We start from the raw sequence: 13,444 nt of genomic DNA on the forward strand, positions 1-13,444 counted from the left end.
TCTGAAGCTTACAGTTGCCCGAGCAGCGTATCGCCGCCGGATACCTCGACCTTGCCGGGCATCGCCTCGAGGTTCAGCTTCTTGACCACGCCGTCCTCGACCAGCATCGAATAGCGCTTGGAGCGGATGCCGAGACCGTTGCCGGAGGCGTCGAGCTCCATGCCGATCGCCTTGGCGAAGTCGGCATTGCCGTCGGCCAGGAAAATGGCCTCGTCGCGTTGGTCGGTGTCGCGCTTCCACGCGTTCATGACGAAGGCGTCGTTGACGGAGACGATGGCGATGGTGTCGACGCCCTTGTCCTTCATGGCGTAGGCGTTGAGGAAGATGCTCGGCAGATGCATCTTGTGGCAGGTGCCGGTATAGGCGCCGGGCACCGCGAACAGCGCCACTTTCTTGCCCTTGAATATCTCATCGGTGGTCTTCACCTGCGGACCTTCCGCCGTCATCACGCGGAATTTCGCCTCGGGCAGCTTGTCGCCAGTCTGGATCGCCATCGTTAGTCTCCCTGAAAATCGGTCCCGCTTTTTAGACCGTGCGGCGGGCCTGCACAATATTGCCGACACGGATAGTGATACGGGAAGCGGTGAGGGCGGGACCCTTCACCGTTATGTCATCAGCCGGCGAACCCGCCGCCGTCGAGGAAGGCCTGCTCGTCCGGGGTGGTGTCACGGCCGAGCAGACGGTTGCGGTGAGGAAAGCGGCCAAACCGCCGGATGATATCGGCGTGCTCACGCGCGTATTTCAGGTTTTCGGCATTGTCGGTGTTTTGAAACAGCGCGACGCAGTGCAATTGGTCGGGCAGGTGCTCGGAATGCATGAAAGGCAAATAGAGGAATTCGAGCAGCACCGGGTCGATCCTTTGATCTGCACCCCGCGCAATGGCGCGGCGGGCGACGTCGCGCGCCAGCGCGTCGCTGGCAAAGGCCTGCGACGTGCCCCGAAACATATTGCGTGGAAACTGGTCGAGCACGATGACGAGCGCGAGTGCGCCCTCGTCGGTCTCCTCCCATGACGCGAGCTCGCCGGCGACCGCCTTCTGCCACAGCGCGAGAAAGCGGCGCCTGACCTCCGCGTCGAATGCGTCGTCGCGCTCGTACCAGGCATCGCGGCCGGCCTCGTGCCAGAAGGCGAGGATGCCGGCCGGGCTGATGTTGCCGAAATCAGTCATGAACGAAAGAGGCGCTTAGGCCGCCTCCGCCTTCTTCTCGTCGCGCAGCTGCCGGCGCAGGATCTTGCCGACATTGGTCTTCGGCAGGTCGGTGCGGAATTCGATGTGCTTGGGCACCTTGTAGCCCGTCAGCTGCTCCTGGCAGAACTTGACCAGGGCCTCCGCCGTGAGGTTCGGGTCTTTCTTGACCACGAACGCCTTCACCGCCTCTCCCGACTTGGAATCGGGAATGCCGATGACCGCGCATTCGAGCACCCCCGGGTTGCTCGCGATCACTTCCTCGATCTCGTTCGGATAGACGTTGAAGCCGGAGACCAGGATCATGTCCTTCTTGCGGTCGACGATCTTGGTGTATCCCCTCTCGTCCATGATGCCGATGTCCCCGGTGCGAAAATAACCGTCCGCGGTCATCACCTTGGCGGTCTCCTCCGGCCTGTTCCAGTAGCCCGACATCACCTGCGGGCCCTTGGCGCAGATCTCGCCGGGCTGGCCGAGCGGCATCTCGTTGCCGTCGTCGTCGCGGATCGAGATCCAGGTCGAGGGCACGGGGATGCCGATGGTGCCGTTGAACTCGGGATCGGTCGTGGTGTTGCAGGTCAGCGTCGGAGATGTCTCCGACAGGCCGTAGCCTTCGGCGATGGAGCAGCCCGTGATCGCCTTCCACTGCTCGGCGACCGGGCGCTGCACCGCCATGCCGCCACCGTTCGAGATCTTCAGCTTGGAGAAGTCGAGCTTCTTGAAGTCGGGATGGTGCATCAGGCCGTTGTAGAGCGTGTTCACGGCCGGGAAGTTGTTGACCTGATACTTCGCCAATTCCTTGATGAAGCCCGGGATGTCGCGCGGATTGGGGATCAGGAGATTGCAGCCGCCGGCGCGCACGGCGAGCAGGTAGCAGGCCGTCAGGGCGAAGATGTGATAGAGCGGCAGCGCGCAGACGACCATGAGTTGATCGACATGCGGCGGCGCGGCCATCGCCGGCTGCAGCCAAGCGTCGTTCTGCAGGACGTTAGCGACGATATTGCGGTGGAGCAGGGTGGCGCCCTTGGACACGCCGGTGGTACCGCCGGTATATTGCAGGAAGGCGACGTCGCCCGGCGACAGCTTCGGCTTGTTGAAGGCCAGAGAGCGGCCGGCGGAGATCGCGTCGTTGAAGGACACCGCGCCTGGTAGCGACCAGGCCGGCACCATCTTCTTGACGCGGCGGACGACCAGATTGACGATCACGCCCTTGAAGCCGAGCAGGTCGCCCATGCTGCCGACGATGACGTGCTTGACTTGCGTCTTCGCGATCACCTGCTCGACGGTGTGGGCGAAATTCTCCAGCACGATGATGGCTTCGGCGCCGGAATCCTTGAGCTGGTGCTCGAGCTCGCGCGGCGTGTAGAGCGGATTGACATTGACCACCGCGAAACCGGCGCGCAGCACGGCTGCGGTCGCAATCGGATATTGCAGCACGTTCGGCATCATGATCGCAACTCGGGCGCCCCGTTGCAGGCCTCGCCCTTGCAGGTAGGACGCCATCGCCAGCGACATCTGGTCGAGGTCGCGATAGCTGATCGACTTGTCCATGCAGATGAACGCCTTGCGGTCGGCGAACTTGGCGAAGCTCTCCTCCAGGAGGTCGACCAGCGATGAATATTGCGTCGGCTCGATATCGGCGGGGACGCCGGGCGGATATTGCTTAAGCCAGATGCGCTCCATGGAAACTCCCCTCATTGACCAGAGCCCGTTGTGTCTCGGGCTTGCCTCATTGCCGTCAGTATCGAGCCTGCCGGAACGGGTGGCAAGCGGTCGAGGCTTAAGACAAACGTCAGGGAGTGGCTACCGGAATCCTCGCAAACGGCGCTGCCGCAAGTGCGAAGTGCGGCGCGGTCTCGCCTCGCGTCGGCGTTAACTGTTGTTGGCCGGCTTGGCGGGCTTGGTGGCGGCCTTGGGCTTGGCGGGCTTGGCCGCCTGCTCGCCGCCAGCCGCAGGCTTTGCCACTGCGTCGGGCTTGGCTGCGGCGTGCTTGGTGCCGGCCGGCTTGGCTGCGGACTTGCCGTCGGCCGACTTGGCGGCCGCCACTGGCTTGGCGTCGGGCTTCGCCGCCGCCGTCTTTGCATCCTTCGGCTTGTCTGCTGGCTTGTCTGCCGCGTCGGGCCTTTTGGCGACGCGCGACTTCTTGCCACGCGGCTTTGGCGTGACCTGCTGGTCGGCATCGGCCGCGACAGCCGCGATCAGGGCGGTCCCGGTGCGGGTCGGGCCGGTATAGACCAGCACGGGCTCGGCCGCTGCCGGGGCCGAGGCCATCAGCTCGGAGGCCTTCATCAGCGGCGGCTGAAGCCCGGCCGTGAAGAAGGTGACCTGGGCTTCGCCCCCCGTGGCGGAGGCCGATCCGGACAGGCCGCCATTGGTCGCGATCAGCGCGTCGTCATCGTCGCTGGCCGGCCGCTTGCGATGGCCGCCGCACATGTCGTCACGCAGGTTCGGCGGCGAGGCATCGACCGGCACCAGCTTGTCGACGGTGCCGAGTGAGGGCCGGAGCCAGGTGAGATTGTCTTGCGAGAAGCCGCGTTCCAGCAGCTGCGCCGCCTTCACCGCGCGCGCGGTCCCGGAGTTGGCGCCCAGCACGACGGCGATCAGCCGGCGGCCGTTGCGGGTGGCCGATGCGACGAGATTGTAGCCGGAGGCGCAGATGAAGCCGGTCTTGAAACCGTCGGCGCCGGGATAGCGACCGATCAGCTTGTTGAAATTGCCGGTGACGCGCTTGCCGAAGCGGATTGCCGGAATGTGCACGAAATACTCGTACTCGGGCAGATCGCGCAGGAACGAGCGTGCGAGAATGCCGAGATCCCGCGCGGAGGTGATCTGTCCGTCGGCGGGCAGGCCGTTCGGATTGACGTAGCTCGTCTGCGTCATGCCGAGCTTCTGCGCGGTGTCGTTCATCAGCGCCGAGAAACCGTCGATCGAACCGCCGACGCCTTCGGCGAGCACGACGGCCATATCGTTCGCCGATTTCACCATCATCATCTTGAGTGCGTTGTCGACGGTAAGCTGCGTCCCCGGGCGAAATCCCATCTTCGAGGGCGACTGCGAGGCTGCCGTCGGCGACACCGTGAGCAGTGTGTCGAGTGTGAGCCTGCCGTCCTTGACCGCCTTCAGCGTCACATAGGCGGTCATGATCTTGGTGACCGAGGCCGGATACCAGGGAATGGTCGCGTTTTCCGCCTGCAGCACCTTGCCGCTGTCGGCCTCGATCAGGAGCAGCGCTTCGGCGCTCGCCGCGCGCGGCGTGAGCAACGCGGCACATGCGAGTGCCGCGGCGAACAGGTTGAACAAGGATTGACGAAGCAGCGGGCGAAGAGCGTGCACTATCCGATTCCGGTCCTTGGAGACCCGCCGGTTCCGGTCGGCTCTCGTGATCTGATGTTCGGTTCTGAATCCAGCGCCGCCGCTTGCGGCGCCGCAAACCTATACCGGCTCGTGCGTCGGGAATAGGGGCATCAGCGGGGTATTCCGCAATGAAATGGGCCGAATTTCGACGATACCATGGGGACTTGCCAAGGCGACCTGCTAAGACTTGCCAAGGCGACCTGCTAAGGCGACTTGGCGGCAGTCGCAGCAGCCTCAGCCGCTGTCACGCTGGCCCGTGCGTTCTCCTGAACCATGAACTGCGCCCTGGCGAGGTCGGCGAAATGGCCGTCTTTGGCCACGAGTTCATCGAAAGTTCCGCTTTCGATCACACGCCCGTTCTCGAACACCAGGATCTGCGTGGCATTGCGGATGGTGGAGAGACGGTGGGCGATCACGAAGGTGGTGCGGCCTTTCATCACTTCGTCGAGAGCGGTATTCACCTTGGCCTCGGTGACCGCGTCGAGCGCGCTGGTCGCCTCGTCCAGGATCAGGATCGGCGGATCCTTCAGCAATGCACGGGCGATCGATAGCCGCTGGCGCTCACCGCCCGACAGCATGCGGCCGCGCTCGCCGGCGTTGGTCTCGAAGCCGCCGCTGCGCTCGATGAATTCGAGCGCCTGCGCGCGCTCCGCCGCCTTGCGCATCTCGGCCTCGGTGGCATCAGGCTTGCCGACGCGCAGATTCTCCGCGATCGAGCGGTTGAACAGCAGCGCCTCCTGAAAGACCACGCCGATGTTCCGCCGCAGCGAAGTCAGCGTCACCCCGCGCACGTCCATGCCGTCGATCCTGATGAAGCCGGACTGCGGATCGAAGGCGCGATGCAGCAGCGCAATCGCCGTCGACTTGCCGGCGCCGGTCGCGCCGACCAGCGCGATGGTCTGGCCGGGAAGCGCGGTGAAGGAGAGGTCCTCGACCGCCGGCCGCTTGCCGTCATAGGAGAAGGTGACGTCGTTGAATTCGACGAGGCCGGAGAGCCGACCCGCATCGATCGCGTCATGCCGGTCGTGCACCGCAGGCACCGCATCGAGCACGTTGAAGAACTCGCGCAGGCGCGGGGCTTCCATGAAAACGTTGTTGATGAAGCTCACGACCTGCTCCAGCTTCTGGATCAGCATCGTCGCGAAGCTCACGAACATCACGATCTCGCCGACCGAGGTCAGCCCCTGGTCGTGCAGCGCGATGCCGAAAGTGAAGATCGCGAGCACCGTGATCGTGGTGGAGGCGCGCGTGATGACGGTGACGAGTGCCCACCACGACAGCACAGGCATTTGCGCCGCTAGCAACTGGTCGGCGACGGAGCGCAGGCCCTTCACCTCGGACTCGACGCGGACGAAACTCTGTACCAGCGCGACGTTGCCAAGCGCGTCGGAAGCGCGCGCGGAAAGCTCGCTGTAGTGCTCCTCCACCTCCATCTGCATGCCGAAGGTTCTGCGCACCACGAAAGTGGTCAGCGCGGTGAAGACGATGCAGAGCACGAACAGCAGGATTGCAAGCCGCCAGTTCAAGTAGAGCGACAGCGGCAGCAGCACCACGACCGAGAGGATGGCGGCAAAATGCTCGCGGAAGAAGCCCAGCCACAGCCGCCACAGCGCATCGGTGCCGTTGAGCATGACCTTCATCAGCCGGCCCGAATGGGTACCGGAGTGGAAGGTCAGCGGCAGTTGCAGGATGTGCTCGAAATAGTCCGTCAGGACCGCCTGCCGCTGGCGGTGGGAGAGCCGGTCGGCCTGCAACGCCACGAGCGCGCTGCAGGCGATGGTGAACAGCCCGAATGCGACCCATGCAACCAGGAACGGCCAGGCCGAGTTGGAGCCTGCGACCGTCTTGCCGGAGAGAACATCGACGATCCGGCCGAACAGTACCGGCTCGGCGAATTGCGAGCCCGCAAGCAGGAGATTGACGATCGCGAGCAGCCAGCCCAGCCGTGCCTCCTTGCCGAGCAGCTCGAGAACGCGGGTGTAGAGGCGAAGAATGGGCATGGGCGAGGAGCTCGGGCGGATAGAACGGAGTGAGCCCATACTCTAATCAGGGATCGGCTGCGAGATATAGCGGAAGCTGTCGGTTTTGCTCAGTTGATCAACCGCCCTGCGACTGGCGGCAAGAACCCGCCGTCGAAGATGTCGCCCGCCGCCGGCCGTTTGCGGAATTTGAAATCCTGCCCGATCTGGTCGATCGAGCGATCCATGCGCGCCGGGTCGATGTCGCCGAGGCCGTTGCGACGGACCTCGTCAGTCAGGATGTTGTCGACGAGGACGGTGCGCAGGCGCTCCAGCTCAAGATCGCGGTCGCCGTCGTCGATGCGGCTCGCGCCCTCGCCCGCCGCGCGCGCCGGATCCTTGACGGTCGCGTTGATGCCGGCGATCAATGCGCGGACGAATCCCTTCACGGTGTCCGGCTTGGCCGCGGCGAAAGCCGGGTTGACCACGACGGCAAAGCCGTAGGCCTCGCAACCATAATCGGCATAGCGAAGCACGACGAGATCGCCGCCTGGCACGCCGCGGTCGCGCAGGTTCACTGCCGAGAGATAGCTGAAGCCGGCGACGGCATCGACCTGTCCCGCGGAGAGGATTGGCTCGCGCACCGCGGCGCTTATCTTGTGGAATTTCACGTGATTCGTGTCGATGCCGTTCTGCTGCGCCAGCGCCGGCCACAGCCGCATCGACAGATCGCTATCGGCAACGCCGACGGTCTTGCCGTCCAGGTCGGGCAGGAGGTGGATACCACGGCTCCTGCGGGCGATGATCGCGTAGGGCGCGCGGTTGAACAGCACGAACACCGCCTTGACCGGTGCCGCATCCTTGTCGCGGAAACGGATCAATTCGTTGATGTCGACCAGCGCGAGCTCGCTGTCGCCCTTGGCGACGCGCGCAAGCGCCTCCGGCGATCCGGCCGCGCTGCTGAAGGAGACGTTGAGACGTTCGGCGCCGAAGCTGCCGTCCTTTGCGGCAAGAAAGAACGGCGCCATGCTCGCATCGATCGGGCGGTCGAAGGTGAAGTGGATCGCAATGGAAGGCACGGCGGTTTCGGCGGCCGAGACATCGCGCGCCGTCAGCGCGGCAAGCAAGATTGCAAGGGCCGGCAGGCAGCGAAGGGCAGTGGTCCTGAATCCGAACATCAGTCGCGCCGGTCCCGCATTGTTGTGGTTTCGTCACGCTCGCAGCGCCGGCGGGCATCGCAGTCTGTTTGCGCCAATATGAACGGCGGATGAGCGGCGGTTGCGTCACGATCACGCAACCCCGTTCAGCTTGTGTTGGGGGAGGGGAACCCAACATGGGATGCGGGTGTTTGAGAGACACGAGCCTGTCATCAGGCACCATTCGAGGTCCCAAGGAGGGTCCAGGACATGTTTGATAGATTTTCGGGATTTGCCGGCCGTAAGGCCGTTCTCGCTACCACCGCGGTGCTGGCGCTGACCGCAATGGCTCCGACCGCTTCATACGCGGGCGGCCGTCATTGGCATGGTGGCGGCGGCGCGGCCTTTGCCGGCGCGGCCATTGCCGGTGCTATCGGCACCGGCCTCGCAATCGCAGCGACCCGTGACGCCTACGCTTATGATGCTCCTGCCTATTACGGCGGCGGCCCGGTCTACTACGACGACGGTCCGGTCTATTACGGCGGCGACTCGTATATCGGTCCGCGCCCGTATCACCGTTGCGGCGGCCCGTACCAATCCGCGCAGGGCGGCCAAGGTAACCTTTCGACTTGCTACTAGCTTTGGCTATCAAGGTTTGACCAGCCGGCCGTCGCGCTTGCCGCGACGGCCGGCTTTTTGCTTTTGTTGTCGTGCGTTAACGTCCCCGCTATGGGTTTAGAGTAGCTTTGCGTACATGAGTGATTCGCTTGAGCGGCTATATCTGGCTGTGCTCGCGGCCAAAGATCTCGATCCGGCAACATCGCGTACGGCCCGGCTGTTTCAGCGTGGGCCGTCCAAAATGGCGAAAAAACTGGCCGAAGAGGCCATCGAGGTCGTCATCGATGCGGTCAATGGCGACACCGAGGCCGTGGTCCGGGAAAGCGCCGATCTGCTCTACAATCTCACCGTGCTCTGGGCCTCGGCCGGCGTGCGCCCCGAGGACGTCTGGCGCGAGATGACGCGGCGTGAAGACATGCTCGGCATCGCGGAGAAACTGCCGAAATCGGCGATGAAGCTGCCCAAAGTTGCGTCACCGCGCGTCGCCGCCAGGCGGCCAATCGTCGCGCTCGAAGGCCGCACCGCGCGCAAACGCCACTAGTATTGGCACAAATCGGTCCCATCTCGGCATGGACAAATCCGTCCCATGGTGCTTCATCGCGGCGCCATGCTGAAACGTATCTACGACTGGTGCATCGACGCCGCTCACAAGCCTTACGCGCTCTGGATCATGGGCGCCGTGGCTTTCGCTGAAAGCTCCTTCTTTCCCGTCCCCCCGGACGTGATGCTGATCCCGATGTCTCTGGCGCGCCCGCAGCGCGCCTGGGTCTATGCGGCGATCTGCACTGCCACTTCGGTGCTGGGGGGCCTGTTGGGCTACGCGATCGGTGCGCTGCTCTTCGACTCGGTCGGCCATTGGCTGATCGAAGTCTATGGCCTCGGCGGCAAGGTCGACGCCTTCCGCGCCTCCTATGCCGAATGGGGCGCCGTGATCATCCTGCTCAAGGGCCTGACACCGATCCCCTACAAGCTCGTGACCATCACGTCCGGCTTTGCCGGCTACAATATCGGGCTCTTCATTCTGTGCTCGATCGTGGCGCGTGGCGGGCGCTTCTTTATCGTGGCGATCCTGCTCAACCGCTACGGCGACTGGATCCGGGTCAGGATCGAGAAGCATCTCGGATTGGTGGTTGCAGTCGGCGCCGCGGTGCTCGTGCTCGGCTTTGTCGTCGCCGTCAAATTGATCTAACCCCAAGGCGCTTTGCCACCGCGCCAGGTTCGGCTACGGTTGGCGTCATGATGCTTTCATCCGGCATTCCGGTCCTGCGACTGCGGACGCTGACATTTGCGGTGCTTTCGCTCCTGCTGGGTACCGGTGGTACCGGATGGCCGCAATCCGCGCCGCCGGCGCTCGGCTTGCAGGAGCAAGGACAGCAGGCCGCACCGGCGCCCTCGACAGCTCCTTCGTCGCCGCCGGCGCATGAGGAAAATCCCGGGCTGATCAACGAAATGGGCAAGCTGTTCGACAAGCTGCCCTCGATCCTGCCGCCGATCAAAAGCCCGAGCGAGACCATGAACGATTTGTCGCGCCTGGCGAAGCCGTCGACCATGGTGTCGGGGCGCGTGGCCTGTCCGGCCTCGTCGAACGGCGCGCCCGACTGCAAGCTCGCCGCCGACAAACTCTGCCAGAGCAAGGGCTACACGGAAGGCAAGAGCCTGAATGCCGACTCCGCGGAAAAGTGCTCGGCCAAGGTTCTGATCCCGGGCAGGCAACGCAAACCGGATGACTGCCGCACGGATACCTTCGTCACCAGCGCGCTGTGTCAGAACTGAGGACGTCGCGCGAGCAAGCAAGGAGCGCCCATGAGCCGCACGGAGCAGGACTTCCTCGGACAGCGTGAGATCGCCGACGACATCTATTACGGCGTCCAGACCATCCGCGGGAAGGAGAACTTCCACATCACCGGCATTCCGATGAACCAGGAGCCTTACTTCGTGAAGGCGCTTGGTTACGTCAAGAAAGCCGCCGCCATGGCCAACCGCGATCTCGGCGCGGTGGACGCCAAAGTCGCGGACGCCATCATCGTGGGCTGCGATCGCGTCATCGCCGGCGATATGATGGACCAGTTCGTCACCGACTTCATCCAGGGCGGGGCCGGCACCTCCACCAACATGAACGCCAACGAGGTGATCGCCAATCTCGCGCTGGAATCGCTCGGCTTTGCGAAGGGCGACTACCAGCACGTCAGCCCCAACGATCACGTCAATTACGGCCAGTCGACCAACGACACCTATCCGACCGCCTTTCGGCTGGCGCTGATCCTGCGGCTCGAGAGCTACATGACGGCGCTGCGTCAGCTCCAGGAGGCGTTCTTCGCCAAGGGCAGGGAGTTCGATCGCGTGCTGAAGATGGGGCGCACCCATTTGCAGGACGCGGTGCCGATGTCACTCGGCGCCGAATTCCGCGGTTGGGGCACCACCATGGGCGAGGAGGTCGATCGAATCTCCGAGGCCCGCGCGCTGCTGCGCGAGATCAATCTCGGCGCCACCGCGATCGGCACCTCGGTCACCGCGGCGCACGGCTATCCCAAGCTCGCGGTCCGGCATCTGAGCGCGCTCACCGGTGTCGACTTCATCCTTGCAGGCGACCTCGTCGAGGCGACGTCGGATACCGGCGCCTATGTGCAGCTCTCCGGCGTCCTCAAGCGCACCGCGAGCAAGCTGACCAAGATCTGCAACGACATCCGCCTGCTCGCCTCCGGCCCGCGTGCCGGATTCAACGAGATCAACCTGCCGCAGCTTCAGCCGGGCTCCTCGATCATGCCCGGCAAGGTCAATCCTGTGATCCCCGAGGTCGTCAACCAGACCAGCTTCCTCGTGATCGGGCTCGACACCACCGTGACGCTTGCGGCGTCCGCGGGTCAGCTCCAGCTCAATGTGATGGAGCCGGTGATCTCGTTCGCGCTGTTCTTCTCGATCCGCACCATGGAGCGCGCGGTCAACAGCCTGCGCGAGAATTGCGTGGTGGGCATCACTGCCAACGAGGAGCATACCCGCAACATGGTGCTGAACTCGTTGGGTATCGTCACCGTGATGAAGCCGCTGCTCGGCTACAAGCAATGTGCCGAGATCGCGCGCGAGGGCTACAAGAGCGGCAAGTCGCTGCACCAGATCGTCGTGGTCGAGCGCAAGCTGCTGACCCAGGAGAAATGGGATGAGATGTTCTCGTTCGAGCGGCTGATCAATCCGGATCTGATTGCGTGATGGCGTCGTCCCGCGTTGAATTCCGCGCGTTGGAATTGCGGTAACGACGTCCTCCACGGCGCCAAAACGCAATACTTGACAGTGGAAAGATTGCCTTGTTGGTATCGCTCCCAACTTCGATGTGACCGGCCAACAGAGGATCGTCTCGCAATGTCCATGCCTGCCTTGTTCAAGGGACGCCTGTCGATCCCCGTGATCGGTTCGCCGCTCTTCATCATCTCGGTGCCCGATCTCGTGATCGCGCAGTGCAAGGCGGGCGTGGTCGGCTCGTTTCCCTCGCTGAACGCGCGGCCGCCGGAGCTGCTTGACGAGTGGCTGGCGCGGATCACCGAAGAGCTCGCGGCCTATGACCGCGCGCATCCCGACAAGCCGTCGGCACCGTTTGCGGTCAACCAGATCGTGCACAAGTCGAACAACCGGCTCGACCACGACATGCAGCTCTGCGCCAAGTACAAGGTGCCGATGATCATCTCGTCGCTCGGCGCGCGCGAGGAGCTCAATCAGGCGGTGCACGGCTGGGGCGGCATCGTCTTCCACGATGTGATCAACCAGAAGTTTGCGCACAAGGCGATCGAGAAGGGCGCCGACGGCCTGATCCTGGTCGCGGCGGGCGCCGGCGGCCATGCCGGCACGATCTCGCCCTTGGCGTTCGTCGCCGAGACACGAAAATGGTTCGACGGCCCGATCGCGCTGTCGGGCGCGATCGGCAACGGCAAGGCGATCCGCGCCGCGCGCATTCTCGGCGCCGACTTTGCCTATATCGGCTCGGCCTTCATCGCCACCAAGGAAGCTAATGCGGTCGAGAAATACAAGGAGATGATCGCGGGCGCGACGGCCGACGACATCGTCTATTCCAACCTCTTCACCGGCGTGCACGGCAATTACCTGAAGCCGTCGATCCTCGCCGCCGGTATGGATCCGGACAACCTGCCGACCTCCGATCCCTCCAAGATGAACTTCGGCACCGACGCCTCCGGCGAGCGCGCCAAGCCAAAAGCCTGGAAGGAGATCTGGGGTTCGGGCCAGGGCGTCGGCAGCATCGACGGCATCGTGCCCGCCGCCGAAATGATCGCGCGCTTCAAGAAGGAATACGACGAGGCGGTCGATCCGCCGTTGTGAACTTAGTCGTCCCGGCCTAGTGCGCAATTGCGCACGGGGGGCCGGGACGACTACTCTTGCTGAGCGCCGGATGTGCATCACGGAGAAACGATGACCCCCATCTACCGCGTCGACGGCGACAGCGTCGTCACCAGCCCCGATGCTGCGGGCCCGTGGGACCGGCGTATGCAGCACGGTTCGGCGCCGGCCTCGCTGGTGACGTGGGCGGCTGAGCGCATTCCGACGCCTGTCACGATGGACATCGCGCGCGTCACCATCGACCTGATGCGCCCGGTGCCGGTGGCGCCGCTCACGATCGCGACCGAGATCTTGCGCGAAGGTCGCAAGATCCAGCTCTGCGGGGTCAAGTTGCTCGCCAACGGCGTCCAGGTGGTCGGCGCTACCGTGCTCAAGATCAAGCGCCAGGCGCTGACGCTGCCCGAGGACGTCAAGGCGCTGCCGGTTACGCTGCCGTCGCCGGAGGACTCGCTGCTCGAGGACGGTCATGCCGCTACCAGCCCGTTCGTACGTTCAGTCTCGATGCGCGCCGCGCGCGGCCGCTTCGGCCAGGCCGGTGCCGGCGCGATCTGGTTTCGCGTCGACCATCCCTTGGTCGCGGGCGAAACGCTGTCGCAGGCGATGCGCGCCGTGGTCGCGGCCGATTTTTCCAACGGCACCGCTTCGACGCTCGACTTCCGCGCCTGGACCTACATCAACGCTGATCTCACCGTGAGCTTTGCGCGCCAGCCGGTCGGCGAATGGATCCTGCTCGACGGTGATTCCTGGATCGGCCCCGATGGTGTCGGGCTTGCGATGTCACGGCTGGCGGACCGGACGGGGTATTTTGGCCGCGCGGTGCAGAGCCTGGTGATCGAGAAGCGGTGAGGGGC

13 protein-coding genes are annotated in these 13,444 nt (G+C 64.3%); 7 read left to right on the forward strand and 6 right to left on the reverse strand.

Annotated elements, in window-relative coordinates; genetic code table 11:
• Positions 1–8: 8 nt before the first annotated feature.
• The 6 genes from ABIC03_RS22130 to ABIC03_RS22155 all read right to left on the reverse strand — a co-directional run bounded on the left by ABIC03_RS22130 (position 9) and on the right by ABIC03_RS22155 (position 7,676).
• Positions 9–494 (reverse strand): peroxiredoxin, encoded by a 486-nt coding sequence (locus tag ABIC03_RS22130; protein ID WP_275170869.1) that lies wholly within the window; start codon positions 492–494, stop codon positions 9–11.
• A 119-nt stretch (positions 495–613) separates the two neighbouring features.
• Positions 614–1,168, reverse strand: a complete 555-nt coding sequence (locus tag ABIC03_RS22135; RefSeq protein ID WP_354061047.1) for a DUF924 family protein — start codon at positions 1,166–1,168, stop codon at positions 614–616.
• A gap of 15 nt (positions 1,169–1,183) precedes the next feature.
• A complete protein-coding gene (locus ABIC03_RS22140; protein WP_354061049.1) occupies positions 1,184–2,869 on the reverse strand; it encodes a long-chain fatty acid--CoA ligase in 1,686 nt (561 codons plus the stop codon).
• A 189-nt stretch (positions 2,870–3,058) separates the two neighbouring features.
• Complete coding sequence (locus ABIC03_RS22145; protein ID WP_354061051.1) at positions 3,059–4,519, reverse strand: serine hydrolase; 1,461 nt, start codon at positions 4,517–4,519, stop codon at positions 3,059–3,061.
• Between the two features lie 224 nt (positions 4,520–4,743).
• Positions 4,744–6,540 (reverse strand): glucan ABC transporter ATP-binding protein/ permease, encoded by a 1,797-nt coding sequence (locus tag ABIC03_RS22150; protein ID WP_354061053.1) that lies wholly within the window; start codon positions 6,538–6,540, stop codon positions 4,744–4,746.
• Between the two features lie 89 nt (positions 6,541–6,629).
• A complete protein-coding gene (locus tag ABIC03_RS22155) occupies positions 6,630–7,676 on the reverse strand; it encodes an ABC transporter substrate-binding protein (protein ID WP_354061055.1) in 1,047 nt (348 codons plus the stop codon).
• A 228-nt stretch (positions 7,677–7,904) separates the two neighbouring features.
• Between ABIC03_RS22155 and ABIC03_RS22160 the strand changes: the two genes are divergently transcribed.
• The 7 genes from ABIC03_RS22160 to ABIC03_RS22190 all read left to right on the forward strand — a co-directional run bounded on the left by ABIC03_RS22160 (position 7,905) and on the right by ABIC03_RS22190 (position 13,439).
• On the forward strand, positions 7,905–8,273 hold the full coding sequence (locus tag ABIC03_RS22160) for a hypothetical protein (RefSeq protein ID WP_275170875.1): 369 nt from the start codon (positions 7,905–7,907) through the stop codon (positions 8,271–8,273).
• Positions 8,274–8,388: 115 nt separating this feature from the next.
• Complete coding sequence (gene hisE, locus ABIC03_RS22165; RefSeq protein WP_275170876.1) at positions 8,389–8,793, forward strand: phosphoribosyl-ATP diphosphatase; 405 nt, start codon at positions 8,389–8,391, stop codon at positions 8,791–8,793.
• 45 nt (positions 8,794–8,838) lie between these two features.
• Positions 8,839–9,441 carry a YqaA family protein gene (locus ABIC03_RS22170; RefSeq protein WP_354061056.1) on the forward strand — a complete coding sequence of 201 codons (603 nt, stop codon included), beginning with the start codon at positions 8,839–8,841 and terminating at the stop codon, positions 9,439–9,441.
• Between the two features lie 47 nt (positions 9,442–9,488).
• Complete coding sequence (locus tag ABIC03_RS22175) at positions 9,489–10,025, forward strand: hypothetical protein (protein WP_354061058.1); 537 nt, start codon at positions 9,489–9,491, stop codon at positions 10,023–10,025.
• 30 nt (positions 10,026–10,055) lie between these two features.
• Positions 10,056–11,456, forward strand: a complete 1,401-nt coding sequence (locus ABIC03_RS22180; protein WP_354061059.1) for an aspartate ammonia-lyase — start codon at positions 10,056–10,058, stop codon at positions 11,454–11,456.
• Between the two features lie 150 nt (positions 11,457–11,606).
• Positions 11,607–12,575, forward strand: coding sequence for an NAD(P)H-dependent flavin oxidoreductase (locus ABIC03_RS22185; RefSeq protein WP_354061061.1), 969 nt, complete (start codon positions 11,607–11,609; stop codon positions 12,573–12,575).
• A 90-nt stretch (positions 12,576–12,665) separates the two neighbouring features.
• A complete protein-coding gene (locus ABIC03_RS22190; RefSeq protein WP_354061063.1) occupies positions 12,666–13,439 on the forward strand; it encodes a thioesterase family protein in 774 nt (257 codons plus the stop codon).
• Positions 13,440–13,444 lie beyond the last annotated feature (5 nt).

The organism is Bradyrhizobium sp. RT6a (genome assembly GCF_040547675.1).
In the GTDB taxonomy this organism is placed as follows: Bacteria; Pseudomonadota; Alphaproteobacteria; order Rhizobiales; family Xanthobacteraceae; genus Bradyrhizobium.